The sequence below is a fragment of the Pelagimonas varians genome (assembly GCF_003208435.1).
GTDB lineage: Bacteria > Pseudomonadota > Alphaproteobacteria > Rhodobacterales > Rhodobacteraceae > Pelagimonas > Pelagimonas varians.
In genome coordinates this window covers 42,371-67,715 of record NZ_QKMF01000004.1, presented here as the reverse complement: position 1 = coordinate 67,715, position 25,345 = coordinate 42,371, and the positions used below count along the sequence as shown (strand labels likewise).

28 protein-coding genes and 1 tRNA gene are annotated in these 25,345 nt (G+C 55.3%); 14 read left to right on the top strand and 15 right to left on the bottom strand.

Features of this window, described 5'->3' with window-relative positions:
* Nucleotides 1–5 precede the first annotated feature (5 nt).
* The 3 genes from C8N36_RS06425 to C8N36_RS06415 form a co-directional block, all read right to left on the bottom strand.
* The gene (locus C8N36_RS06425; protein WP_097804073.1) at nucleotides 6–1,823 is read right to left on the bottom strand and encodes an ABC-F family ATP-binding cassette domain-containing protein; all 1,818 of its coding nucleotides are present in this window, start codon (nucleotides 1,821–1,823) and stop codon (nucleotides 6–8) included.
* A gap of 97 nt (nucleotides 1,824–1,920) precedes the next feature.
* Nucleotides 1,921–2,598, bottom strand: a complete 678-nt coding sequence (locus C8N36_RS06420; RefSeq protein WP_306456907.1) for a GNAT family N-acetyltransferase — start codon at nucleotides 2,596–2,598, stop codon at nucleotides 1,921–1,923.
* A 136-nt stretch (nucleotides 2,599–2,734) separates the two neighbouring features.
* On the bottom strand, nucleotides 2,735–3,193 hold the full coding sequence (locus tag C8N36_RS06415; RefSeq protein WP_245910742.1) for an outer membrane protein assembly factor BamE: 459 nt from the start codon (nucleotides 3,191–3,193) through the stop codon (nucleotides 2,735–2,737).
* An 86-nt stretch (nucleotides 3,194–3,279) separates the two neighbouring features.
* Between C8N36_RS06415 and C8N36_RS06410 the strand changes: the two genes are divergently transcribed.
* From C8N36_RS06410 to C8N36_RS06365, 10 genes are all read left to right on the top strand, one after another.
* Nucleotides 3,280–3,849, top strand: a complete 570-nt coding sequence (locus C8N36_RS06410) for a YceD family protein (RefSeq protein ID WP_245910741.1) — start codon at nucleotides 3,280–3,282, stop codon at nucleotides 3,847–3,849.
* A gap of 152 nt (nucleotides 3,850–4,001) precedes the next feature.
* The gene (gene rpmF, locus C8N36_RS06405) at nucleotides 4,002–4,208 is read left to right on the top strand and encodes a 50S ribosomal protein L32 (protein ID WP_097804076.1); all 207 of its coding nucleotides are present in this window, start codon (nucleotides 4,002–4,004) and stop codon (nucleotides 4,206–4,208) included.
* A gap of 22 nt (nucleotides 4,209–4,230) precedes the next feature.
* A complete protein-coding gene (gene plsX / locus C8N36_RS06400) occupies nucleotides 4,231–5,355 on the top strand; it encodes a phosphate acyltransferase PlsX (RefSeq protein WP_097804077.1) in 1,125 nt (374 codons plus the stop codon).
* The gene (locus C8N36_RS06395; protein ID WP_097804078.1) at nucleotides 5,352–6,323 is read left to right on the top strand and encodes a beta-ketoacyl-ACP synthase III; all 972 of its coding nucleotides are present in this window, start codon (nucleotides 5,352–5,354) and stop codon (nucleotides 6,321–6,323) included. The genes plsX and C8N36_RS06395 overlap by 4 nt, the downstream gene beginning before the upstream one ends.
* Before the next feature lie 118 nt (nucleotides 6,324–6,441).
* A complete protein-coding gene (gene ihfA / locus C8N36_RS06390) occupies nucleotides 6,442–6,744 on the top strand; it encodes an integration host factor subunit alpha (RefSeq protein ID WP_097804160.1) in 303 nt (100 codons plus the stop codon).
* A gap of 10 nt (nucleotides 6,745–6,754) precedes the next feature.
* On the top strand, nucleotides 6,755–7,693 hold the full coding sequence (locus C8N36_RS06385) for a MerR family transcriptional regulator (RefSeq protein ID WP_110767840.1): 939 nt from the start codon (nucleotides 6,755–6,757) through the stop codon (nucleotides 7,691–7,693).
* Between the two features lie 85 nt (nucleotides 7,694–7,778).
* Nucleotides 7,779–7,855, top strand: a tRNA-Pro gene (locus tag C8N36_RS06380).
* Nucleotides 7,856–8,173: 318 nt separating this feature from the next.
* On the top strand, nucleotides 8,174–8,563 hold the full coding sequence (locus C8N36_RS06375; RefSeq protein WP_097804080.1) for a response regulator: 390 nt from the start codon (nucleotides 8,174–8,176) through the stop codon (nucleotides 8,561–8,563).
* Nucleotides 8,564–8,857: 294 nt separating this feature from the next.
* The gene (locus C8N36_RS06370) at nucleotides 8,858–9,256 is read left to right on the top strand and encodes a PA14 domain-containing protein (protein ID WP_097804081.1); all 399 of its coding nucleotides are present in this window, start codon (nucleotides 8,858–8,860) and stop codon (nucleotides 9,254–9,256) included.
* A gap of 78 nt (nucleotides 9,257–9,334) precedes the next feature.
* Nucleotides 9,335–10,414, top strand: a complete 1,080-nt coding sequence (locus C8N36_RS06365) for a 2'-deoxycytidine 5'-triphosphate deaminase (protein WP_097804082.1) — start codon at nucleotides 9,335–9,337, stop codon at nucleotides 10,412–10,414.
* A 37-nt stretch (nucleotides 10,415–10,451) separates the two neighbouring features.
* On the opposite strand, the gene scpB is transcribed toward C8N36_RS06365, so the two are convergent.
* From scpB to C8N36_RS06330, 7 genes are all read right to left on the bottom strand, one after another.
* Nucleotides 10,452–11,063 (bottom strand): SMC-Scp complex subunit ScpB, encoded by a 612-nt coding sequence (gene scpB, locus C8N36_RS06360; RefSeq protein WP_097804161.1) that lies wholly within the window; start codon nucleotides 11,061–11,063, stop codon nucleotides 10,452–10,454.
* 49 nt (nucleotides 11,064–11,112) lie between these two features.
* Nucleotides 11,113–11,910 carry a segregation and condensation protein A gene (locus tag C8N36_RS06355; protein WP_097804162.1) on the bottom strand — a complete coding sequence of 266 codons (798 nt, stop codon included), beginning with the start codon at nucleotides 11,908–11,910 and terminating at the stop codon, nucleotides 11,113–11,115.
* Nucleotides 11,910–12,923, bottom strand: coding sequence for a glycoside hydrolase family 3 N-terminal domain-containing protein (locus C8N36_RS06350; RefSeq protein WP_097804083.1), 1,014 nt, complete (start codon nucleotides 12,921–12,923; stop codon nucleotides 11,910–11,912). The genes C8N36_RS06355 and C8N36_RS06350 overlap by 1 nt, the downstream gene beginning before the upstream one ends.
* Nucleotides 12,920–13,966: an SPOR domain-containing protein gene (locus C8N36_RS06345; protein ID WP_097804084.1), complete on the bottom strand. Its 1,047-nt coding sequence runs from the start codon at nucleotides 13,964–13,966 to the stop codon at nucleotides 12,920–12,922. Before C8N36_RS06345 ends, C8N36_RS06350 begins: the two co-directional genes overlap by 4 nt.
* A gap of 117 nt (nucleotides 13,967–14,083) precedes the next feature.
* Nucleotides 14,084–15,823 (bottom strand): arginine--tRNA ligase, encoded by a 1,740-nt coding sequence (gene argS, locus C8N36_RS06340; RefSeq protein ID WP_097804085.1) that lies wholly within the window; start codon nucleotides 15,821–15,823, stop codon nucleotides 14,084–14,086.
* Nucleotides 15,824–15,891: 68 nt separating this feature from the next.
* Entirely contained in the window at nucleotides 15,892–17,733 is a 1,842-nt protein-coding gene (locus C8N36_RS06335) for a cation:proton antiporter (RefSeq protein ID WP_097804086.1), read from the bottom strand.
* Nucleotides 17,734–17,907: 174 nt separating this feature from the next.
* The gene (locus C8N36_RS06330; protein ID WP_097804163.1) at nucleotides 17,908–19,089 is read right to left on the bottom strand and encodes a deoxyguanosinetriphosphate triphosphohydrolase; all 1,182 of its coding nucleotides are present in this window, start codon (nucleotides 19,087–19,089) and stop codon (nucleotides 17,908–17,910) included.
* A gap of 76 nt (nucleotides 19,090–19,165) precedes the next feature.
* On the opposite strand from C8N36_RS06330, the gene C8N36_RS06325 reads away from it, so the two are divergent.
* Nucleotides 19,166–19,489 carry a HesB/IscA family protein gene (locus C8N36_RS06325; RefSeq protein WP_097804087.1) on the top strand — a complete coding sequence of 108 codons (324 nt, stop codon included), beginning with the start codon at nucleotides 19,166–19,168 and terminating at the stop codon, nucleotides 19,487–19,489.
* A gap of 9 nt (nucleotides 19,490–19,498) precedes the next feature.
* Here C8N36_RS06325 and C8N36_RS06320 read toward each other — a convergent pair whose 3' ends face one another.
* From C8N36_RS06320 to C8N36_RS06310, 3 genes are read right to left on the bottom strand one after another with little or no spacing between them, the layout of a single operon-like run.
* A complete protein-coding gene (locus C8N36_RS06320) occupies nucleotides 19,499–20,431 on the bottom strand; it encodes a DMT family transporter (protein ID WP_097804088.1) in 933 nt (310 codons plus the stop codon).
* On the bottom strand, nucleotides 20,428–21,486 hold the full coding sequence (locus C8N36_RS06315; RefSeq protein ID WP_097804089.1) for a DUF6902 family protein: 1,059 nt from the start codon (nucleotides 21,484–21,486) through the stop codon (nucleotides 20,428–20,430). The genes C8N36_RS06320 and C8N36_RS06315 overlap by 4 nt, the downstream gene beginning before the upstream one ends.
* Nucleotides 21,487–21,546: 60 nt before the next feature.
* Entirely contained in the window at nucleotides 21,547–22,026 is a 480-nt protein-coding gene (locus tag C8N36_RS06310) for a DUF6749 family protein (RefSeq protein WP_097804090.1), read from the bottom strand.
* A 314-nt stretch (nucleotides 22,027–22,340) separates the two neighbouring features.
* Between C8N36_RS06310 and xth the strand changes: the two genes are divergently transcribed.
* The 3 genes from xth to grxD all read left to right on the top strand — a co-directional run bounded on the left by xth (nucleotide 22,341) and on the right by grxD (nucleotide 23,991).
* Nucleotides 22,341–23,123 carry an exodeoxyribonuclease III gene (gene xth, locus C8N36_RS06305; RefSeq protein WP_097804091.1) on the top strand — a complete coding sequence of 261 codons (783 nt, stop codon included), beginning with the start codon at nucleotides 22,341–22,343 and terminating at the stop codon, nucleotides 23,121–23,123.
* A 125-nt stretch (nucleotides 23,124–23,248) separates the two neighbouring features.
* Nucleotides 23,249–23,485, top strand: a complete 237-nt coding sequence (locus tag C8N36_RS06300; RefSeq protein ID WP_097804092.1) for a BolA/IbaG family iron-sulfur metabolism protein — start codon at nucleotides 23,249–23,251, stop codon at nucleotides 23,483–23,485.
* 143 nt (nucleotides 23,486–23,628) lie between these two features.
* Entirely contained in the window at nucleotides 23,629–23,991 is a 363-nt protein-coding gene (gene grxD / locus C8N36_RS06295) for a Grx4 family monothiol glutaredoxin (RefSeq protein ID WP_097804164.1), read from the top strand.
* A gap of 103 nt (nucleotides 23,992–24,094) precedes the next feature.
* Here grxD and C8N36_RS06290 read toward each other — a convergent pair whose 3' ends face one another.
* Both C8N36_RS06290 and C8N36_RS06285 read right to left on the bottom strand, forming a co-directional pair.
* Nucleotides 24,095–24,493: a cell division protein ZapA gene (locus C8N36_RS06290; protein WP_097804093.1), complete on the bottom strand. Its 399-nt coding sequence runs from the start codon at nucleotides 24,491–24,493 to the stop codon at nucleotides 24,095–24,097.
* Nucleotides 24,493–25,284 (bottom strand): coiled-coil domain-containing protein, encoded by a 792-nt coding sequence (locus tag C8N36_RS06285; protein ID WP_097804094.1) that lies wholly within the window; start codon nucleotides 25,282–25,284, stop codon nucleotides 24,493–24,495. The genes C8N36_RS06290 and C8N36_RS06285 overlap by 1 nt, the downstream gene beginning before the upstream one ends.
* Between the last annotated feature and the right edge of the window lie 61 nt (nucleotides 25,285–25,345).

The window sequence follows — 25,345 nt, the reverse complement described above, 5'->3', positions numbered from 1 at the left end:
ACCCGCTAGCCGTTTTCAGCCTTTTCTTCCAATTCCATCCACTCTTCTTCCGCCGCGCTTAGCGCCGTTTGACGCTCAACCAAAGCCTCAGTCGCTTTTTTAAACTTAAGCGGTTCTTTGTGGAACAGGTCAGGGTCGGCCATGAACACTTCTAGCTTGGCAATCTCTGCACCCAGACGATCAATCACCGCAGGAAGCTCTTCCAGACGGTGCTTTTCCGTAAAGGACAGCAGAGGCGCTTTTTCTGCGGTCGGGGCCTGACGCGATGCCTCTTTCTTGGCTTTGGCTTTCTCGGTCACCTTAGCGTCCGCAGCGGGTTGTTTTTGCGCCTGATAGTCGCTCCAACCACCAGCGTAAACGACGGCCTGCCCCCGCCCTTCCATGGCAACGGTGGTTGATGCAACACGGTCCAGAAAATCCCGGTCGTGGCTGATCAGCATGACGGTTCCGTCATAATCGTCCAACAGTTCCTGAAGCAGGTCCAGCGTTTCCACATCAAGATCGTTGGTCGGTTCGTCCAAAACCAGAATGTTGGATTCGCGGGCCATGATCTTGGCCAACAGCAAACGCGCCTTTTCACCACCCGACAAGGACCGAACAGGCGCGCGAACCTGCCGTTCATCGAACAAGAAATCCTTGAGATAGCCGACCACATGGCGTGGCTCGCCGCGAACCATAACCTGATCGGCCTTGCCTGAAACGCCAATTTCCTTGTCGCCGGCCAAGCTGTCCCAAAGCGACACATCACCATCCAACTGCGCGCGCGACTGGTCAAAAATCGCCGGAAGCAGATTGGTGCCCAGTTTGACACTGCCCTCATCCGGTGTGATTTCGCCCATCAAGATGTTGATCAACGTGGTTTTGCCCACCCCGTTGGGGCCAACAAAGGCAATGCGGTCGCCGCGCTGAATGGTCAAATCCAGGTTGCGTACAATTTGCTTGTCACCAAAGGCGTGGCTTATCCCTTTGGCCTCAATCACTTTCTTGCCCGACTTCGGGCCTGATGACAGCGCCATTGCAGCGGGACCCTGACGGCGGATCTGACTACTGCGTTCTTGACGTAAATCGCGCAAGGCCCGCACGCGGCCCTGGTTACGGGTCCGGCGGGCGCTGATGCCTTCGACGGCCCAGCGGGCCTCGGCCTTGATTTTGCGATCCAGCTTGTGACGCTGCATGTCCTCGTCTTCCCATGCTTTGTCACGCCAGACTTCAAACTCTGCAAAGCCTTTTTCCTGACGCCGGACCTGACCGCGATCGATCCAAAGTGTGGCGCGCGTCAGTTCGGTCAAGAAACGACGGTCGTGCGAGATCAGAACAAAGGCACGGCGCGTGGCTTTCAGTTCGTCTTCGAGCCAGCCAATCGCCTCGATATCAAGGTGGTTTGTCGGCTCGTCCAGCAACATCAATTCCGGCTCTTCGGCCATCAATCGGGCCAATGCCGCCCGGCGACGTTCGCCGCCCGATGCCGTTTCGACCAAACGGTCGGGGTCGAATTTCAAGCCCTCACCGGCGCGTTCGACGCGGTACATTTCCGACGGGTCCAGATTAGCGGCCGCAAATTCACCCAAAGTAGTATAGCCGGACAAATCCGGATCTTGCTCCATATAGCCCACCGAAGTTCCAAGCGGCACAACGCGGTCGCCTTTGTCGGCTTCGACGAGGCCCGCCATAACCTTGAGAAGGGTGGATTTTCCGGATCCATTTCGACCTACAAGCGCAACACGGTCCCCCGGTTGCACGTTTAGGGAAAGATCGTCGAAAACTGGTTCACCGCCGAAAGTCAGCGACACACCAGAAAGTTGAAGAAGAGGAGATACAGCCATAAGCCAGAGCGCTAGGCTTTGAGGCCGGCAACGTCAAGTGTTGGCAGCGGCAATTTCCATCCACGAATGTTAAATCGCGTGCGCAGGCTGTTGACAGCTAGCCTACCACCGCCCGCAAGAGCCGTTTTCGCGCGGGCGGGATCAATGCAATCTCGACCCCGGTAAAGACATGCAACGTGCCCATATCGTGATCAATGACCGCATGATCGCTGACCCACCCGCCCATCATCAGATAGGTTCTAAGCATTGGTGGCATCCGCAAAAGCCCCCGTCTGGAATCGGCAACGGCTGGCACTGGCCGCGCCAATGAAACGACATCGGGCGACTTGACTTCTGGCCGCCAATGGTCTGGCACCAAATACCGGGAATTGAGCAAATCAAACGCATCGGAATAGACCTTGGGATCCGTTCCTGAAAACGAAGCACATCCAAACAACAATTCGACACCATTGCGATCGACATAATCGGTCATCGCCGCCCAAGCGATCCGCAAGATATCAGGATCAAAAACAGTCGTGTCGACGCAAAAGCGGCCCATCTCGACCATTGGCTGGTCAAAGGCAGCCAATCGCTTCAAATCATAAAATTGTGCAGAATAGCACGAGTTGATTTCTGCACCGCTCGCCAGAGGCAAGAACCGGAAACAACAAACCAACCGGCCGCTATGGTGATCCTCGATCAAGACATGGTCGCAGCGGGCATCAAACGGATCCTTGTCTAACCAACGCCCGTCAGATTGCCTGCCAAAAGCCCGCCCCCGAAGGGTTTGAGCCATTTCAATATCTTTCGTCCCGCGTGCCAGCCGCGCTGTGTATCGCCCTTTAACCAGACTGATCATTGCGCCACATGCCCGTCATAGCGCGCCCGAAGACTGGGCGCGCATCAAAGTAATCCACGAAGGCAAGGGTCGCTTACTCTTCGAACAACTGCCCGACGTTCAAGCCACCGATGTTACCAAACAGCTTTCGAATGAATCCGATGTCACCATCGCCAGACTTGGTGACCCGCCGTGTTAAAGGCACCACTTGCCCGTCTTCCAGACCATAGGTGATCAGATTTTCCACAACGCCTGCCTCATCAAAGGTGATGGCCAGAACTTCACGTTCCACAACTTCGGGCCTCTTCCAGGCGAAATGACGGATCTGAGTTTCAATGTAATAGTACCCGCTGTCACGCAGCACACCAGACGATGTTGGCACGCCAATCACGTCTTCAACCGAGGCCCGAGTATCAATACCGGGAATGATCTGCTGAAGTTCCTCTTCGGACGGTACATAACCATGCTGGAGGTACTGCGACGTGCAAGCGCCAAGCGCGATCAAAGCCAGTCCGGCGACTGCCATCTTAGCTGTTCTATGAATGCTGCGCATAGCGCCCCCTTGCCTTGACCTGCTCTGGCTCCTATTCGGCTTACATAAGGAATGCCCGTCATTCAAGCACAGGAAAACCCGACCAGATGTCCGCAAAGCACCCTACCGCCCCTCAGATGCCCGTTGCAGAGCTGCGCAACAGCGGCCCAACGCAATTTCTGTTAGAACCAAATGCTGGTGTCCGTGAGGCATTGGCGAAAGAACTGGACGCGCAATCGTTGAAAAAGGTCCGGTTTATTGGGGAAATCATTCCCCAAGGTCGAAACGGCTGGAAATTGCTCGGTAAATTGGGGGCAACCGCGGTTCAGACCTGTATTGTAACGTTGGAACCCGTCACCACACGAATCGACACCGAGGTAAAACGCAGCTTTGTACCTGCCCATAAGATCAAAGCAGCCACGACCGACAGTGAAATCGAACTGACGGACGAGGATGACGAGACCGAAGAATTGGGCGACACAATCGATGTTGCAGCGATTCTCGCAGAAGCTTTGTCTCTGGCGTTGCCAAGTTATCCACGCAAGGATGGTGCGGAAACCCAAAACGCGCAATTTTCCGCCGATGGGGTCACGCCAATGAAGGACGATGACATCCGTCCCTTTGCCGGACTGGCGGCATTGCGCGAAAAAATGCAAAGCGAAGACAAAGAAAGCTGACTTTGCCCTTGCTCTTTTGGGCTTTGTGCGTATTTTCGCGCCTTCATAAGAACACTAGACTTGTGTCCAGCTAGAGCATGGCTTTATGAGGCTGGAGACAAAGCAACCATCAGGGCCGGCCACGCCGCCCTCGTACGAGAGAAAGTTGAGACATGGCCGTCCAGCAGAACAAAGTATCCAAATCGCGTCGCAACAACCGTCGTGCGCATGACGCATTGGTTGCTGCAAACCCCAACGAATGTGACAACTGCGGCGAGCTGAAGCGCCCGCACCATGTATGTCCTTCCTGCGGTCACTACGCAGAACGTGAAGTTATCGCTCAGGCCGACGAAGTCGAGCTGGACGAAGACGCAGCATAATTAACCTGTCAGGCCGTCCTGTATGACCTCTTTGAAGGATCATAGCGTTACGCAAAACGGGACTGGCTCGGACCGGATCGTGATTTCTGTTGATGCCATGGGCGGAGACAGAGGACCGGCGGCAGTTGTCGCCGGTATTGCGCGTTCTGCTCATAAGAATCCGACACTCGACTTCATTTTGCACGGGCCAATGGCCGAATTGCAAATGTTGGTGAACAAACGCAGCGAGCTTTCTGGTCGCTGCGAGATTCGCCATGCCAGCGGCATCGTGAGCATGGAAGACAAGCCCAGTCAGGTGATGCGCAACGGCAAAGACACGTCGATGTGGTCCGCGCTGGAATCAGTCAAAAACAAAGAAGCCACAGCCGCCGTGAGTTGTGGCAACACAGGCGCACTGATGGCGCTGTCGATGATCCGGTTGCGCAAACTCCCGGGGGTAAACCGCCCTGCTATTGCGATTCTCTGGCCGTCACGCAACCCGCAGGGGTTCAACGTGATGCTTGATGTGGGCGCTGATATTCGCGCCGACGCAAAAGATTTGCTTCAATACGCGCTGATGGGGGCATCCTACGCGCGCAACGGGCTTGATCTCAAAAAACCGCGCATTGGCTTGCTGAACGTTGGCACAGAACAAAACAAAGGCTTTCCTGAGCTCAAGGAAGCCTATGACCTGATCGAAGCCAATGCAGAGCGCGGCCAATTCGAATTTGTCGGTTTTGTTGAAGGCGGCGATATTCCAGGCAAGCGCTGTGATGTCATTGTCACCGATGGTTTCACAGGCAATGTGGCTTTGAAAACCGGTGAAGGCACCGCAAAGTTGATTGTCGATCAGCTGCGCGAATCGTTTACCCAGTCGTTTTTTGGACGCTTGTCAGGGCTTATTGCCCTGCCCGCCCTGAAACGCTTTCAAAAGAAAGTCGATCCGCGCCGCGTCAACGGCGGGGTGTTCCTTGGATTGAATGGCACAGTGGTCAAATCCCACGGCTCTGCTGATGAAACCGGTGTCTCGGCAGCTGTTAAGCTAGCCTTTGAGCTTGCCAATGCCGGTTTTTCCGATCGACTGGCTGCACGGGTTGCGTCTGCTGACGAGCTTGTCCAAAGTGACACAACGGAAAATCGCGACACAAAGGACAAGAGCAACACATGACCATTCGCGCCACCGTGATCGGGGTTGGGCATTATTTGCCGGACCGCATTGTTGAAAATGCGGAATTTGAGGAAACTCTTGAAACTACGGACGAATGGATCAAATCGCGCTCCGGCATTGAACGCAGGCATTTCGCAGCCGAAGGTCAGACCACGTCTGATTTGGCAACCCGGGCCGCCCGTGCGGCCCTTGCCGATGCCGGACTGGATGCGAATGACATAGACGCCATTGTGCTCGCGACCTCGACGGCCGATCTGACATTTCCATCTGCCGCCACCATCGTGCAATCCGAATTGGGAATGACCGGTGGATTTGCATTTGATGTACAGGCCGTTTGCGCAGGGTTCGTTTACGCACTGACCAATGCCAATGCTCTGATCCTTTCGGGTCAGGCCAAACGTGTGCTGGTGATCGGAGCCGAAACCTTTTCCAAACTGATGGATTGGACGGATCGCGGCACATGTGTGCTGTTTGGCGACGGTGCTGGAGCTGTGGTTCTAGAAGGGCAAGACGGCCAAGGCACCAAAGAGGATCGCGGTATCCTTGCTGCCGACCTGAATTCTGACGGGCGCTACAAGGACATCTTGTATGTCGACGGCGGCGTAAGCACCAATGACACCGGCCATCTGCGCATGCAGGGCAAAGAAGTGTTTCGCCATGCTGTTGAAAAGCTGGCTTCGACTGCGACAACCGCTATGGGCAAAATCGACATGACAGCCGATGAGATCGACTGGATTGTCCCCCATCAGGCCAATATCCGGATCATCAATGGCACCGCCAAAAAACTTGGGTTGCCGCGCGACAAGGTCATTGTGACGGTTCAAGACCACGGCAATACCTCGGCAGCATCGATTCCCTTGGCCCTTTCGGTGGGCAAGCAGCGCGGTCAAATCAAACCCGGAGATATGATTGTCACAGAAGCCATTGGTGGCGGGTTGGCATGGGGCGCAGTGGTTTTGCGCTGGTAGCAAGTTTTAACCACCTTTGATGCAATGGGCTTTTGATAAAGCACTGCTTTCAACCTATTGATATTGACTTGGCTTTTGTGCCTCGCTTAGTCTCCTTACAAAACCGGGAGCGATGACTATGAGTGAAAAGACCCTGACACGTATGGATCTCAGCGAAGCCGTCTTTCGCGAAGTTGGTCTGTCACGCAATGAAAGCGCCGAATTGGTCGAAGCCGTTTTGCAGCATATGTCGGACTCACTCGTCGAAGGCGAACAGGTGAAAATCTCGTCGTTTGGAACCTTCTCTGTCCGCGGAAAGGCCGCGCGCGTTGGCCGTAACCCCAAGACCGGTGAAGAAGTGCCCATTCAACCACGGCGCGTTTTGACCTTCCGCCCATCGCACCTGATGAAAGATCGCGTGGCAGCCGGCAACAAGAACTGAGGCCTAAAGTATGGCGAAGTCCCGAGACGCATTCCGCACCATTTCTGAAGTTGCGGAATGGCTGGAGACGCCAGCACATGTGTTGCGCTTTTGGGAAAGCAAGTTCACCCAGATCAAGCCTGTGAAACGGGCTGGAGGCCGCCGTTATTACCGGCCTGCCGATATGAAATTGCTCGGTGGAATCAAGCAACTGCTGCACGAAGACGGCATGACCATCAAAGGTGTGCAAAAGGTCTTGCGTGAACACGGCGTGCGGCACGTCGCGTCTCTAAACTCCTACGTTGTAGATGACACTTCCGATAACGGCGAAAATGAAATCATCGGCGATGCGCCCTATATCGAAGTAGAGGTGCCGGATTCGGTCGTTGCATTCCCGGGATCTGCGACGGTGAAAGATGAGCCGGAAACGCTTGAGATGTTTCCGGATGCTGTGCAGGACGATGTGGATCTAATCGAGCCTGACACTCAGCATATCGAGGACCCAGCCATTGAATCAGAAAACGAAGTACCGTCTTTGGACAAAAATGTCGCTGACGAGGAAGCAGATTCGGACCTCATGGCGGAATCTGAAATCGATACAGCGCAGGCTGGGCATCCGCAAAGCCTCGATAACGCGGAACCTGAACAGCCTGCCGTCCTAGACGAATCAACGCCTGAGCCTGAGCCTGAGCCTGAGCCTGAGCCTGAGCCTGAGCCTGAGCCTGAGCCTGAGCCTGAGCCTGAGCCTGAGCCTGAGCCTGAGCCTGAGGAAATGGACGTCACCGTCGAACCGCAAGCCGAAAACGTCGATGCTGTGCCGAATGTTGTTGTTCCGACCCCAATCGCGCGCCCGGCTCTACTTGGTTTGTTGGCGCGCATCACTTCACTGACCCCCGATCAGGCAACGAGGTTGCATCCGCATGTCGTCCAACTGCGTTCTGAATACGAAAAATTCGGCGCCAACGACTAGGCTACAATTAACATCTCCAAGGGGCTATTTTTCGCAAACAAGGGGTTGCCCCTGCTTGGAAATCCAGTATGAAACTCCAACGCGTCGGGCTATGGCGCAGTCTGGTAGCGCGTCCGTCTGGGGGACGGAAGGTCGCAGGTTCGAGTCCTGCTAGCCCGACCAATTTCAAGAACATGTAAGACTGGTTAAATTCCCCCACCTCGGGGTCATGTTTTTGTGCGGTATAGATATTTTTGCCTTTGATCGCCTGATGCTATGGCTAAAAATCCCCGTAAGTAATTGTATTAAAATATCAAATTCAGATATCGCCATCGCTGAAATTGCGACGTTCACTCCGATGTTGCCACACATGAATGCTATTCGCACACAACTTTAAATGTTGTACGGCTCAATCTTGAACAAAGCAGAAAACCTTGTATCGTCTTTTTAGTGCTATGAAATAATCTAGTTGAAGGCGGCAATTCTTTGTCGGTCCAAATTATGAGCCATATCTATGTTGCGGATGACAACACCGAATTCGCAGAGTTCCTTGCCACTGTTGCAAGGCGAGAAGGCTGGACGGTGAGCTTGTGCTCAAATGGTATCGAACTGTTGGAAAAGCTCAAACTGGAAGACGGACCTGCATTTGTGTTGGTCGATATCAATATGCCTGAGATGAATGGTATTGAAGTGATCGACGACATGTCAGAAATTGACCGTCCGCTGCGTGTGCGCTTTGTAACCGGGGGCAGTGATGCAACTTTGTTGGCGGCCAAGATGATTGCATCCGCTCGCAGCCTGTCTGTCGGGCGCAGTGTGTTCAAACCTGTAACACTGGACGCATTTCGCAAGCTGCTGAAAGAAGAGCACGCTGAATTGGCGGCACTTTAGACCATCCAACCTGCTCATTTGTCGTCGAATTCTATGTCAGTTTTGTACCAATTTGAGGCCACACCGCGGCTTGGAAACAGTTTGTCTCCATCGAAAGCGCCGGAATTTTGGTTATTTTTCTTGACGTTAACCACTCGTTTTCTATGTTTTACATGCAAGCAACGTCAGTTGTATGGCTAATTTGTCTCTGGTTGAATCTTTGCGAAAATGGTCGCAGCACGGCTGCGTCGCGCTTCAGAACCTTCGTTGGGACCCATTCAGTATTACTTGCTTTGAGAACGAAGGCACGAAACCATGACCCAGCACAATTCGCCGAAAGACAATTCTTCCGTATGGCAATCAGGCCGACCCGACCCCATGACAGCGCAATATGACCGGCTTCTGCAAAGTCCGCGCGGCGGCACTTATTGCTTTACACTCAAAGCAGAGGATCGGGCTACGGTATTGGTGAATGGTGATCTTCTTATTGATATGGCCGACAGCGATCAGACTGATGAACAATCCAGACATGTTGCCCTTGCACCGGGCAATCATCACATCCAATTGCGTTACAAGGAACGCAATGGAGAGGCGAGCCTGCGCCTGAGTGTAGGCCAAACACTCGCCACAAATACATTGCCAGATTCCCGCGCCATGCCACATACGCATTTGATGGAAATCCAACAATCCGGCAGCAAAGCCACCGTTGTCTAATACGCGTTGAATGGGCCTCTGTTCCTTTTTGCACCGCCTTGTTATGCAGGGCAGCGAAAACCAATAGGGATCCGGACAATGACAGGTGTTCTTGCCAGCCAGCAAATCGAAACGTTGATCCAAACCGGCGCGCTCAGTGCCGAATCCCCTTTTGTTGACGGGCAAATACAGCCCGCCAGCCTCGATTTACGATTGGGCACGACGGCATACCGCGTCCGTGCGTCTTTTTTGACTGGCGAATCCCGCAGCGTCGCCGAACGCATCGATGAATTCGAAATGCACCGCATTGATTTGTCGAACGGTGCTGTGCTGGAAAAGGGCTGTGTTTACGTTGTCCCTTTGAAGGAGCGGCTTTCACTTGGGCCAGATGTCCAAGCCATCGCAAATGCCAAAAGCTCAACCGGACGATTGGATCTGTTGACCCGTGTCATCACTGACGGCGGAGTAGAGTTTGACCGTATTCCGGCAGGGTACAACGGCCCATTGTATGCTGAAATCTGCCCGCGCTCCTTCTCTGTTTTGGTGCGTCCAGGGATGCGCCTGAATCAAATTCGTTTTCGCCGTGGTCAGGCAGTTCTGACCGACGCTGAATTGGCTGCCCTTCACGACAGCGATACCCTTGTGGCCGGGGGACCGGCAGTGATCAGCGAAGGTCTAGGCTTTTCCGTAGATCTGAAACCCGGCAAAGCAGGTCTTGTGGGCTACCGCGCCAAGCCGCACACGGGTGTGATTGATTTGGACCGCATCGGCGAATATGAACCGGCGGACTTTTGGGACGCCCTTTATACGGAGAGCCGCCAGCTGGTTTTGGACCCGGGAGCCTTCTATATTCTGGTTAGCCGCGAAGCAGTCCATATCCCGCCGCTCTATGCCGCTGAAATGGCCCCCTACTTAGCAATGGTTGGTGAATTTCGTGTGCATTATGCAGGCTTCTTCGACCCCGGCTTTGGCCATGCTGCAGCCGGAGGGACCGGCGCGCGCGGTGTTCTTGAAGTGCGTTGCCACGAAGCACCTTTTGTTCTGGAGCACGGTCAAACCGTTGGCCGATTGGTCTATGAACGCATGTCAGAAGAACCGGCAACGCTTTATGGCGCGGGGATTGCGTCCAACTACCAAGGTCAGGGCCTTAAACTGTCAAAACATTTTCGCAGCGCTTAAAGGGACGAAAAGACCGGTAATGCCGTTTGGCGCAACTTCAGTCTTCGAACAGCTCGCTTTGGCCGAAATCGAACTCTTCTTCTGCATCCAGATCCCCTTCGCCCGCCATTGGAATGCCCGATGGCAAAGGGCGACTTTCAAGCAAACCGGCCGCCCGCAATTCAGCAAGCCCCGGCAAATCGCGAGCGCTTTCAAGACCAAAGTGGTCGAGGAATTCTTGTGTCACGACAAAGGTCACGGGCCTGCCCGGTGTCATCCGGCGGCGACCAAATCTGATCCACTCCATTTCCAACAGCTGATCAACCGTGCCGCGCGACACACCCACCCCACGGATTTCCTCTATTTCCGCACGGGTCACGGGCTGATGGTATGAAATAATCGCCAATGTTTCGATCGCCGCGCGCGACAGCTTGCGGGTTTCGACGGTTTCGCGCTGCATCAAGAAACCCAGATCAGACGCGGTGCGCATTGCCCAAGCATCGCCCACATGACTCACCTGCACGCCCCTGCCCTCATAGCGTTTGCGCAGATGCATAAGGGCCTCAGCAGCGTCGCAGCCATGCGGCATCCGGTCATTCAGATCTTTGACAGAGACCGGATCTGCTGACGCGAACAAGATGGCTTCGACCATACGTTCTTGCTCCGCCATAGGCGGTGCGTCAAACAGGCTGTCGCGGTCCGTGCCTTCGTTCGATGGATCACTCACGCGGTGTCTCCCTTCGGCGCACCTGGATTGGTGCAAAGCTCTCGGACTGCTGGATTTCGGCGCGGCCTTCTTTGACCAATTCCAATGATGCCGCAAAGGTCGACGCCGTGGCCGACCGCCATTTCACCGGATCGTCGTGCCAGCCGTCAGGCATATAGCTATCAAGATCTGTCCATTGGCCAGTAAATCCGATCATTCCGCGAAGCCGTTCCAAGGCCTCTTCCATGGTAAAGACCTTTTGACGGTCCAACACAAAGGGGCGAAATTCATCTTTGGTTCGAATGCGGGCATACCCCTGCATCAGATCAATCAGCGTAGCCGTATATCGGACCTTGCGCAGCCGCTCCATTTGCTCGAGGATGCCGCGCACAAAGAAATCACGGCCCTTTTGATCACGTGCCATCAGCTTGGCAGCGCAATCCCGCATCGCTTGCAAACGTTCCAACTGAAAAGCCAAATGGGCAGCCAGATCCTCACCCGAAGGGCCCTCTTCTGTCGGATCAGGCGGCAGCAACAACCGTGACTTCAAGAACGCAAGCCAGGCCGCCATCACAAGGTAATCCGCCGCCAGCTCCAAGCGCAGCTCTTTGGCTTGCTCGACAAAGCGAAGATACTGACGCGACAAATCCAAAATCGAAATCTTGCGCAGATCCACTTTTTGCGTCCGTGCCATCGACAAAAGGATGTCGAGCGGCCCTTCAAAGCCGTCGACATCGATCACAAACGCTTCGGCAGCGAGACGATCGATGACGTTCAACTGCAGTTCCGGTGTGTCTTTTGGGTCAGTCATCATGGCTCTGGTTGTGCGATTGAGGGTTTTAGAGCCTCAAACTCTGTCCGAAGCGCCTCGATGTCAACATCTGCGGGGGAATGCCGTGCCGCCAAGGCCCGCTCCGCCCGGCTGTGCGCTGCTGGCGTCATCATATCGATCCCGCCCACGATGCTTTGCATTTCCGACAGCTTGCCGTTGCAATGCAACACTGCATCGCAGCCCGCCTTGATCGAAGCAGCGCTGCGCTGCGCAACCGTCCCTGACAAAGCCTCCATCGAAATATCATCGGTCATCAAGAAGCCGTCAAACCCAAGGTCTGTCCGGATCAATTCAATCATCTTCGCGGAGATTGTAGCAGGTTGGGGGTCGATCTGCTCGAACACAAGATGCGCGGTCATGCCAAGCGGCACGTCGGCAAAGGGTTTGAACGCCGCGAAGTCCACTGCATCCAGCGCGTCCTTGTCTGTATCGATACGGGGCAAATCAAGATGGCTGTCGAGCTGCGCCAAACCATGTCCGGGCAGGTGTTTCATAACCGGCAACACGCCAGCATCCAGATGGCCGCGCGTCACCGCCCGGCCAATTTCAACGACGGTTTCAAGATCAGAGCCATAGCAGCGATTGCGCAAGAACTTATGGGTTTCGGGGCGTGCTACGTCCAGCATGGGCGCGCAATTGCCATCGATGCCATAGGACCGCAGCTCATGGCCAATGATCTGATAGCGCAGGCGCATTGCAGCAGCCGCATTCGGGCCAAAACGGGTAACATCCTCCAAGGGTGGCAGCCATTCGGTTGCCATTGGCGGGCGCAGGCGTTGAACGCGTCCGCCCTCTTGGTCAATAAACACCGGAGCATCCCAGCCGACAGCGTCCCGCAAATCGTTCGTCAGAGCACACAACTGATCTGCATCGCGGATGTTGCGACCAAACAAAATGAAACCAAAAGGCGATGTTTCCGCAAAGAACCGCTTTTCATCGGAGCTCAGACGTAGCCCTTCACAGCCAAAAATAGCGGCTGCAAAACGGCTCATTTAGTGACCAGAGGAATACAGTCTACGTTTCGAGCCATAAAGGCCGCGCAAAACCGACGTGCATCAGAAAGGTCTGCAAACCCGTGTGCCCGCAGACGGTAGAATTCTCGCCCGCCACGGTTGGCTTTTTGGATAACACGGTCTTTGCCGTTCAGATAGTCGCCAAGTGGCACATCCAGACGGGCCCATTCCTTGCGTGCGCTGTCGGGGCTGTCAAAGATGCCGATTTGAACCAAGCGGGTGCCAGCAGGCAGGCTTTCAGCTGCCAATTCACGGATCGCAACGGTGTCATTGCTCACGACTGCAACCGCAGGTGTGTTCGGGACGTCGAGAGCAGCTGTGCGCAAGCCTGTCGGGCGTATCTGCGGACGCAGCGATCTTTGCAAACCCGGTGGCAATTGTCTGGTCGCGGCCGCTAGTTCGGCCTCAATTGTGGATGGTGCTGGGGTTTCTTCGACCTTTTTCACCACTGGCGCATCATCGACCATGGTTACAACCGGCGCATTTTGCCCCGGTGCAAGGCTGGTTAGCGGTGCCGCACCGGCAGCCAACTGATTGGCCAACGCTTGGATCGGATCAATTTCGGCCACGGCTTCGGACAACCCATCAGTGGGTTGGATTTCCATAATCTGTGCTTGTCTGGCCAAAGACGCCGCCATTGGCACAACATCAAGTTCACTAGGCGGCGTTACAATTACCCCTGCAGCCACATCTTCGGCCCCAAGGCCCGCTGGCACAGGCGCAAGAACCAAACGATCCGCCGGCCCTTCGGTGCTCCCGTTGCCGGCCACATTATTGACGGCCAGCCCTTGATGATCGGCCGTGGTGCCGCCGGGATCATCCGGCGCAACCCGCATAGGGCCAGACATCGCCATCACAATCGGGACACCGCTTACATCACGTGCCATCACCCGATAGCCCCAAACGCCAACGCCAACGATCAGGGCCAGCGATGCCGCCGCGCCCAGCCAGTTGGCCATGCTTGCTACTTTGCCAGAAGCAGGAGCCGCGTAACCGGCCCCGTCATAGGTGTAATCCGCCATCTATGCCTCATGTTCCCCAGAGAGGTACATTGCCGCCCCGGTGGTCTGCTGTCATTTTGATTTGCGCGCCGAAAATCGGTTGCGCGCTGCCTGTTTTTGATCCAGCGGATACGTCTTTTAGCGCATTTCTGTGGCTGGAGTTACGCCCAAGATACCAAGACCGGCGGAAATAACAACTGCAACGGCCCGCGCCAGCGCAATTTTGGTCAGTGTGACATTGGCGTCATCTTGCAAAAAGCGCAGCTCGGTCTCTTTGTTGCCGCGGTTATAGTGACCGTGCAGGTCCGAGGCCAGCTCTTGAAGGTAGGTCGCAATACGGTGCGGTTCGTGCACGCGGGCCGCAATTTCCACCTGACGCGGCCAGTCAGCCAGCTTGGCGATCAAGGCAATTTCAGCTTCATGCAGATTGCTCAAATCCGCACCCGCCAATGTTGCGTCATCGGTGGAGATGCCCTGCGCTGCTGCATTGCGTAAAACAGAGCAAATCCGGGAATGCGCATATTGCACATAGAACACAGGGTTTTCACTGCTCTGTTCGACAACTTTGTCGAAGTCAAAGTCCAAAGAGGCGTCCGATTTGCGGGTCAACATATGGAAACGCGCTACGTCTGCACCAACCATTTCAACCAGATCGCGCAGCGTGATAAAGGTCCCTGCCCGCTTGGACATTTTGAACGGCTCGCCGTTTTTGAACAGTTTCACCAGCTGGATCAGCTTGATATCAAGTGGCACAGTGCCCCCCGACAGTGCCGAAACCGCCGCCTTCATCCGTTTAACATAGCCGCCGTGATCGGCCCCGAAAATATCGATCAGCAGATCGTAACCGCGCTCGACCTTGTCGTAGTGATAGGCAATGTCGGGGGCAAAATAGGTCCAGCCGCCGTCCGATTTCTGGATAGGGCGATCAACATCATCGCCATGCTCAGTTGATTTGAACAAAGTCTGTTCGCGCGGTTCCCAATCTTCGGGCTTTTTACCCTTGGGCGGTTCAAGCACCCCGCGATAGATCAGATCCTTGTCACGCAGACTGTCAATCGCCGCCTCGATCTTACCGGTTCCGTACAGCGATTTTTCGGAGAAGAAGTAATCCATCTCAACGCCCAAAGCTTTGAGGTCTTCACGGATCAAATCCATCATCGCATCCGTGGAGTAGACACGAACATCCGCCAGCCAGACATCTTCGGGCTGATCGATATAGGCATCGCCAACCTTGTCCTTGAGCGCTTGACCCACCGCAACAAGGTAATCACCCGGATAGGTGCCTTCAGGAAATTCGACCTCTTGGCCATGTGCTTCGAGGTAGCGCAAATAGACAGAGCGCGCCAAAACATCCACCTGCGCGCCGCCGTCGTTGATGTAGTATTCGCGTGTTACGTCAAATCCTGCGAAATCCAGCAAAGAGGCCATCGCATCGCCAACAATTGCGCCGCGCGCGTGGCCAACATGCATTGGACCGGTCGGATTGGCGCTGACGTATTCAACGTTGACTTTCTTGCCCGCGCCCATGTCAGAGCGGCCATAATCGGTGCCAGTCTTCAGGATCTCGGCGGGCACTTTTTGCCACAAAGCCGGCGACAAGCGCAGGTTCAGAAAACCAGGGCCTGCCACTTCTGCGCTCTGGATGCGGTCATCCTCAGCCAGTTTGGCCGCCAGTGCTTGTGTAATGTCGCGTGGCTTTTGCTTGGCCGGTTTGGCCAGCACCATCGCGGCATTGGTCGCCATATCGCCATGGGCAGGATCGCGCGGCGGCTCAACCGTCACCGGAGCGAGGTTCAACTCTCCCGGAAGCGCGCCGTCGGCTTGCATGGCATTGATCGAAGCGAGCACCAGCTCGCGGATATCTGTAAAGAGGTTCATCAGTCGGCTCCGAAACTTGAGGCTGCTCTATCATGATAGGCGGCGGGGTCAAATGGATCAGAAGCCAATCACCCATCTTCGCCGTCTATATCTGTGCCATTTGGCAGATCTGGTCGTTTTGGCCCAAATGAGAGCACCTGCGCACCGGTTACGTCCCGCAACTTGTCATCGGGTCCCAACAACCGCAAACCGCCGCCCTTGCCAACAACGGCAATGGGAATGGCATCCGGATGCTCTGCCCGCCAATCATCCGCGCTGAATTCCTCTGTCAAATTGGTTGATCGAAAGGTCCAGCCCTCGGCGATTTTGGCGTTGAGTTCAAAGAACGTCTCGTCAGCGCCAAACGGCCGTCCTCCCAAGGTAACCGGCAATGCATGGCGCGTGCTTTTTTCGCGGACACGGCGCAGCTGGAATACATTCGAACGGCCAAATTCAGGCGCAAGATCGGTTGCCACCAAGGTGTTATAGGCATCGTTGTCGGTCGCGCTGATCAACATGTCGAAAGCCACTAAATCCAAACGATCTTCGGCGGCTTCCGATAGAATGTCACCGTAGTATACCGGCACTCCAGCCTCTCGTGCGCTGCGAAGATGGGCGTGGTTCGGGTCCGCCAAAAGAACCTGCAATCCCAGTTTCTCCAAGGCCTGCGCGAAGGCAACGGACCAGCGAGATCCCCCAAGGATCAAGACGCCGGGCGCGGTGCCAGCCGTCAGGCCCAAAATCCGTGCAACGGGCGTCAGCGTGAAGCCGTGCAGCACGACAGTTGCCAGAACCAAAGCAAAGGCAAGCGGCGCAATCTGCGCTCCGTCCTCGATGCCAAGTTCCGCCAGACGTTCGCCAAACAGCCCCGCCACGGCCACCAAAACCACGCCGCGCGGGCCGGTCATCGCCACCAAAGCGCGTTCACGCCACGGCACATTGGTAAAGGCAAGCGCCACGAGCACCGGCAAGGGCCGCGCGATGCAGATCACCGCAAGCACAAACAGTCCCGCACGCCAATCAAGGGCCGCCAGAGTGTCGCGGCTCATGTTTGCGGAAAGCAAGATAAAAACGCCGGACACAAGCAATACCGTGGCGTGTTCCTTGAAGCGGCGCAGCTCGACGTAACTGGGCAAGTCAGAATTGGCGATCCACAACCCCATAATGGTCACCGCCAGCAGTCCACTTTCGTGCAGCACCGCATCTGACGCCGCGAATACTGCAATGAGAACAACGAACAAGATCGGGATCTTCATGTATTCAGGTGCCCAGCCCCGGCGAAAGGATTTCGCGATACCATAACCGCCAAGCACGCCTAAAACCGATGCCAACCCGATGCCAACGACCAGCTGTTGTACAGCGTGGCCCGCACTGGTTGCGCTGTTCAAAACAACGACGACCTCAAAGGCCAGGACCGCTGCCAATGCGCCCACAGGATCGTTTACGATCGCCTCCCATTGCAGCAATGCTGCGGGGCGTTTTTGCAAACGTGCCTGCCTTAACAACGGCGCGATGACAGTTGGTCCGGTCACAATCATGATGCCACCAAACACCGCAGCACTGGCCCAGCCCAGCCCCGCAACATAATGTAATACCGCCGCCGAAGCCGCCCAGCCCAAAGGGGCCCCCACAATGACCAAACGGCGCACCCCTTTGGCCGCGTCGTTCAACGAATGCAGGTTCAAGACCATGCCGCCTTCGAACAAAATAATCGCAACGGCGATGCCGATCATCGGCCTCAACATGTCGCCAAACTGTTGTTCGGGGTTTAAAATCCCAAGGCCCGGACCAACCAACAAACCGGCTGCCAGCATCAAAACAATCGCCGGAAGACGCAGGCGCCACGCCAACCATTGGCTGCCCACGCCCAACACTCCAATCAGGGCCAATGCCAAGACCGGATCAAGCCCGCCAGTTTGTGATACAGCCATACTACCCTGCCCTTTTTTGCCCAATTCCCGCAGGGCTATCCCCCAAGAAAACAAGCCTAAACGTCCTGCACAACCATGGTTACCCCACGGCCGGACTGCCGTCGATCTTCATTCACCCCCAAGGTACGTTTATGGGCGTCTCGTTTTTGGCCATGAGAGGCCCAAGCAAAAAGCTCAATAGGCAGGCAACCGAACGGGGCCGTCTTCGGCCAGCACATTTGTCCCGGTCAGCAAAGCATGTTGTTGCAGCGCGAAGCGGTCTGTCATACCTGCGATATAATCCACCACCAAACGCGCCAACACGGTTCTATCGGCATGCGCCAAGCTTTGCCCTTGCCAGCGATCCGGCAGTAAGGACGGATCCGCCATGTAGGCCGGGAAAAGATCGTTCAGGGCAATCGTGACCCGGCGACGCTGTTCCATCACTGACGGCGCGCGGTACATGTTTGAAAACAAAAACTTACGGATTTCCTTTAGCTCGCCCCAAAGCGGATTCGAAAAGGCAATTACCGGCCTTCCCAATTCGCGGATTTCTTGGGCATCGGTGCAATTTGACTGCTGCAACCGGCTGCGCGATTCCGTCAAGACATCGGTGACCATCACCCCGAAAACGCGGCGCAGTGCCTCGTGGCGGCGGCGGTATGGATCAAGATCGGGGTAGATTTTGTCCACCTCGGCATAGGCCGGCCCGACAATCGGCAGGTCTTGAATATCGGCCTCGGAAAACAATCCGGCGCGCAGCCCGTCATGCAAATCGTGATTGTTGTAGGCGACGTCATCCGACAGCGCAGCCACCTGCGCTTCGGCGCTGGCGTGGGTGTGCAATTCCAAATCATGCTTGGCGTTGTATTCGGACAAGGCATAAGGAATGTCGCCGGTCACAGGACCATTGTGTTTGGCGATCCCTTCCAACGTATCCCATGTCAAATTGAGCCCGTCAAAATCGGCGTAGTGCCGCTCTAATGTGGTGACAATTCTCAGGGTTTGCGCGTTGTGGTCAAAGCCACCATAGGGCTGCATGAGCAGATCCAGTGCGTCTTCACCGGTGTGACCAAAGGGCGTGTGGCCCAGATCGTGGGCCAAAGCGACTGCTTCGGTCAGATCAGTGTTGAGCCCCAAAGCGCCGGCAATAGTACGGGCGACCTGCGCCACTTCGATCGAATGCGTCAAACGGGTGCGATAAAAATCACCCTCGTGTTCCACAAAAACCTGGGTCTTGTGTTTCAACCTGCGAAAAGCCGAACAGTGGATAATCCGGTCACGATCCCTTTGAAAACACGAACGATGTGCGCTTTCTTCTTCGTAGAAAAGCCGGCCCCGCGCGGTTTGCGGATCACAGGCATATTTTGCGCGCATGGCGTGCGCTCCTTGTCGCTTGTCCCAAGAGGCCATATATTGCATCGCAAGCACAAGTTAAACCACGAGGATTGCAATGCAGTTGCCCCCCACTGTGACCAACCGCGCATTTGAGCGTCTGTCCGAGATCGGCGCTAATGATGATGGCAAAGCCCTGCGCGTCGCAGTCGAAGGCGGCGGCTGCTCGGGCTTTCAATATGACATCCGTCTTGACGCCGTGGCCCAAGACGACCTTGTCCTAGAAGGCGACGGTCAAAAAGTCATCGTTGACCCGGTATCCTTGCCGTTTTTATCTGGAGCAGTGATCGACTTTTCCGATGAATTGATTGGCGCACGCTTTACCATCGAAAACCCGAATGCCAGCAGCTCGTGTGGCTGCGGCACATCGTTTTCCATGTAAGGTTATGTCTTATTCGGCGGCGATGGCCGCCGGATTACGCTGACCTTCAGACGAGGCGGCCTGAGCGGCGGCCTCCTCTCCGGCTTTTCTGCGCATGAGGCTTTCTTCGACCACCAGCCACAGCCCAGATGCGATCACCATCATGACACCAAGGACCGTGCCGGATCCGGGCACTTCGCCAAAGGCCACCATGCCGATGGCAACCATCCACACAAACTGCAGGTTCATCAGCGGTGTTGCGACATAGGCGGGCAGCAAACGCAGCGCCTCGGCTACAACATAGCGGGCACCAAACAGGGCCACAGCATAACCGACAATCCAAGCCGCATCTATCAGCGTCATTGGACGCCAGACAAAGGGCAAGGCCGCGGCCATAACCACCATCAACGCCAAGTTGGGCCAGAACACCTGCGCCAAGGGCGCACGCTCAACCCGGGCAATCATCCGCGCCAGTAACATGGATCCCGTGCCGGTTAGAACCGCCAAAAACGCCCAGGCATGACCCGCCTGAAGACCGCTGACACCGCCAGGCATCAAAAAGAAAATGCCGCAAGCTCCGATAGTTAGCGCCACCCATGCCAAAGGTCGCGGCGCTTCGCCGAGCAAGGGGCCGGACATTGCAGCCGCGATCAAAGGCATTAGGCCGATGAATAGGAACACATCCGCGAACGGCATCTGCTGGAAGGCTTTGAAAAAAGCGACGGCGGCAAATACCGTCAACACAGAGCGCGCGATCATCGCCTTTACACTTGATATTCTGAGCGTGCCACCTTGCGTTGAGCGCGCAGCCGTCGCAGCCATCAGCACCACCAATGCCGATGAAAGAGCGAAGAGTTGCGGGGCGGCATATCCGCCTGCAATGAATTTGGTGATGCCATCGGCTGTGGCCATCATGCCGGTGTATAGAATGACCAGCACTGCACCCATTGTTGTCGCTTTCATGCCTGACCTGCCCGGGCAAACCCTTCGAAGAATGCATCAAATTCGGGGCTACTTTCGGCGGCAATGTCTAAAACATCGCGGGCCTCGGGAGATAGGTTCGGGGCCATCTTGTTGCGCATGATCTGCCAATCGGTGCTGCGGGCGTCGTCCAGAGACAGCATTAACTGGCTAATCTCGCGCAGCGCGGTCGGGCGGGCATGGCGTTCAAAGCGCATGCGCCCGGCTTTGATCGGGTTGCGGAACATGGGAGCACCGGCAACAGATTGGTGCCAGTTACACACCAAAAACTCATGATAGTCATCGTTCAGCGGCACATGATCCCCTTCTTCGATTTCAAACCCCATCGTTTCACCTTTTAACCAATCCGTCCAAATCGACGGAGGAACAACGCCTGCGTAGCGCAGACCAATACAAATCTCGGCCAGCAAATCAGCGTTCTGATCCAAAAAAGCGGTCAGTCCGGCAAAGTGCAAACTCAGCTTTCCTTCTACGCTAAGCATCGGATCACGTCGACCATACTCGCTTAGGTAGAATGAAATATGTGTCAATTCATACGCAGCTTTTTTGTTTGGTAGTGAAAAAGTGCCCGTTCGACCGGCAAATCTGCGCAAACGGTCGTCTAATCCCGGGTCATCTGACGACACAACCCCACGGCGAATCATCAACCTTCGCGCCTCGGCACGTTGTAGGTCGGACAGTTCAGCCTCGGCCAAACCTTCTTGCTGTGCGAATTCTACCATACGCTGCGCGGTGTCCCCTGGCATTCCCAGATCCTCTAGGTCCAACACAAGAGACAGTAAAAAGCGGTAATATTGCGGAAAGAACCGGAGCCGTTTTTCGGCTTGTTCGTAAAATGCAACATGATGTTGCAAGGCTTCTGGGGCGACCGGTTGGCCGGTCGACTCCAAAATATTCAGCAGTTCTGCGTTTTCTTTTAACCAAAAGACATCCGCGCCTATGCGGCGTGACTGGGCAAAACAACCAACCAGCGCGGTGATCCGCGCCTCCAAAGGCAGAATCCGGGTCGGAACGTTTAGTGCGATGACGTTTGTCATTAAGTAACTCCTCTTTCGGGTGAGGCAGAGCGACCTTCGCCCTCCCCGGATTCTGATGCCTTAGGCGGTGACCGGGCCGGACCAAGATGTGAATGCTTCTACGTTGTCGCCGGCGTCGGACGTGCCGGTGGTGGGGCCAGACCAGGATGTGAAGGCTTCGACATTGTCGCCAGCGTCGGTGTTGCCTGCAGCCGGACCGGACCAGGATGTAAACATCTCAACATTGTCACCTGCGTCCGAATTGCCGGTGGTTGGACCTGACCAAGAGGTAAATGCCTCTACATTGTCACCTGCATCGGTGGTGCCGGTGACAGGACCTGACCAAGATGTGAACATCTCTACCGCATCGCCTGCATCGGTGTTCCCGGCAACCGGACCGGACCAAGATGTGAACATTTCGACCGCATCACCGGCATCAAGGTGGCTGTCAGATGGGCCAGACCAAGAGGTGAACATTTCAACCGCGTCGCCTTCGAAGGCGCTGATTTCACGTACAGAAACGGTTTGTTCAGATTTAGCGTGTTTGTGTTGAGCTGACATTGGAATTCTCCAGTTGAGAGTTGCTTGTTTTTGCCCCCCAACATTGCAGCTATAACGCGTTTGCATAAAAGTTAATTCTTGTTAAGGTTGTGAATTCAATGACTTATCCACACGAGCTTCGTCCGGTACCGAATTTTCATTTCGCGTTAATCAACTTTATCCACAGATTGATATTTTCTGTGGATAACTTTTAACTTTGCAATGCAACGGGGGTTTGCAAATCTGCAAAGCCGCGAATCACAGGCTTTGCTTGATAGATTCGATGGAACAGGCGATAGGTTTTAGGACCGCGTCCCCAACCAAGGAGCCCGCAGATGAAAATCGCCACATTCAATATCAATGGTATCAAAGCCCGCCTTCCTGCGCTGCTAGATTGGCTGGACGAGGCCGCGCCAGATGTGGCACTGCTGCAGGAAATCAAGTCAGTTGATGACGCTTTTCCGCGTCAGGAATTGGAAGATCGTGGCTATATTGTGGAAACCCACGGTCAAAAGGGTTTCAATGGTGTCGCCATCCTCTCAAAGCTGCCGCTAGAAGACGTCACTCGTGGATTGCCGGGCGATTCGAGTGATGAACAGGCGCGTTGGATCGAAGCAACGGTTATGGGCAAACATGATGCCGTGCGGCTTTGCGGATTATATCTGCCAAACGGCAACCCCGCCCCCGGCCCGAAATACGACTATAAACTCGCGTGGATGCAGAGATTGGAAACACGCGCACGTCAGTTGCTGCAGGATGAAATGCCTGCGCTTATGGCGGGCGACTATAATGTCATCCCCCAAGCCGAAGATGCCGCAAACCCGTCCGATTGGACCGACGATGCGTTATTCCGCCCCGAAACCCTTGCCGCCTATCGCCGCATCTTGAACCTTGGTTTCACCGAAGCTTTTCGCGCCCGCACCCAAGGGCCCGACCACTACAGCTTTTGGGATTACCAAGCCGGTGCATGGCAGCGTAACAATGGTATTCGCATCGATCACTTCTTGCTGACCCCGCAAGCTGCCGACAAATTGACGGCTTGCGAGATAGACAGCGCCATTCGCGGCCGCGAAAAACCGTCCGACCATGTGCCGGTTTGGATCGAGTTGGACATATAGGCCCTCTTGCCCAATCAATGGCCGGCGCGACACTTTAAAACAGCCCACCTGCCCGCTTCGGGTTGCACCGGAGCGAGTGGCGCACTACTTCTGTCAGGAAACCAATAGCCCGGAGCCACCGCACCATGCCGATGCATGCCAAGCAAATCGAAGAGCTTCTTCGCGAAACATTCCCTGAAGCCGATATTCAGGTCGCCGGTGAAGATGGCGTTCATATGTCCGCCATGGTCATCGACGAAAGCTTTCGCGGCAAGAACCGTGTCCAGCAACAACGCGCTGTCTATGCCGCACTCAAAGGCAAGATGGACGGCGCAGCGGGTGAATTGCACGCGCTCGCCCTGACCACCAAAGCGCCGGAATAATCATATGTCCGGGTTGATGTCATACCTTTCAAGCGTTTGGCCAATTCTGGCCTGTCTCGCAATATTCGGGATCATCACCTACGGATCCGTAATGCCCTATGTTCGCAAGGATCGCCAACGGCGACTCGAAGAGGAAAATCAAGATGACTGATGCAAAAACCAAGATCGACGAAACTGTAAAAGCCAACGACATTGTCCTTTATATGAAGGGCACCAAGGAAATGCCGCAGTGCGGGTTTTCCAGCCGTGTGGCCGGCGTCATGAATTACATGGGCTTGGATTACACCGACGTGAATGTACTGGCAGACGAAGAAATCCGCCAAGGCATCAAGGAATACTCAGACTGGCCGACCATTCCGCAGCTCTATATCAAGGGCGAGTTCGTCGGAGGCTGTGACATCATCACCGAAATGACACTGTCAGGTGAGCTCGATCAACTGCTGGACGACAACGGGTTGGCCTACAACAAAGAAGCCGCAGACAAGATCCGCGAAGCTAACGCCTAAGCGCGGCTAACACCTGCCTGCCTGACTGACACACAAAAAGCGCCCCGATTTAGGGGCGCTTTTTTGCTTTTTTCTGGATCAAGTCTGGAAAGACGGTGCTGGACTAGCCCAGCTTTTCATCAACCGCACTGGCCAAGGCTTCGGCCTGCGCCGCAAGTTCGGCCAAACCATCGGTGACAGAACTGGGAATGACGGGCACCTCAACCTTTTCAGGCATTGGGGGCGGTGCGCTTTTCAGCTCCTCCAACTCAGACGACAAAGCAGACATTTTGTCTTCGGCTTCGCGCAGCTTTTCTTCTAGTCCAGCGGTCTTATCCGCCAGCATCAAGCCCGACATCAGCAACATACGCGGTTCGGGCATGCGGCCGATTTGACCAACCAAAACGCTGGCTTCAGCATCCAGCATTTTTGCGGCAGATTGCAAATACTGCTGTTCGCCCTCTTGGCAGGCCACTTCGAAACTACGGCCGCCAATGACAATTTCAACTTCGATCTGAGACATTATACGCCCCCTTCGTTCGCGGCTTCAGCCAAGAGCGGCTCCATCGCTGCCAAAATCGTATTGGTCTCTGCCGTTTCCACCGCGCGAGCTGCACGCAGGCTTTCCAATTCCGCCACCATTGCTTGATTGATCAATTCCGGCTCTCCGACGCCCTGTGCATTGGCCTCGCGCAACGCCGCAATCGTTTCTTCCAGCGCGGCGTTAGTTGTTTGCAAACGTTGCAAATCGGCTTCCAGTTGTGCCATTGCATCGCGGCCTGCATCCGGTTGTTGCTCCACTGCGCTTTGCGTAGCCTCTGCCGCATCGCTCAAGCGCGCGGTTAAGGTTTCGAGCCGCTCTTGCAACTGCGCATTGGCGATTTTCTCGTCCTCAAGCTCTTCTCTCAAGGCGTCCAGCTCAGCGGTATCCACTTCAGGCACCGGTGCCGCGACCTCGGCAGCGGCGGCCTCAGGATCAGGCATCGCCGCCAGTTGCTCTTTGAGACTTTCGACCTCATCTTGCGCAAAACGGTTTTTTTCAGCCTCGGCTGCCGCTGCCTCACGGGCGACATTTGCCTCGATCTGAGCGGCTTTTGCATCGGCTTGTGCAATTTCCAAGGTCTTTGATGTTTCTTGAAACTGCGCTGCCATGTCGGCAAGTTTGGCCTCGGCCTCAGCCAGCTTGGATTGTGCTTCTAAGTCCACCTCAGGCTCGGGAGCCACGGCGACCGGGACGTCATACCCTTCGACGCGCTGCGAAATTTGATCTAGTGCACGGGTGATACGGCCGTGCAATTCATCTATTTGGGTCATCCTGCCCCCCTTGCCTGTCTCGGGCCCAATTGTTGGCGCTCACGAAAAACGAATCGCTTTT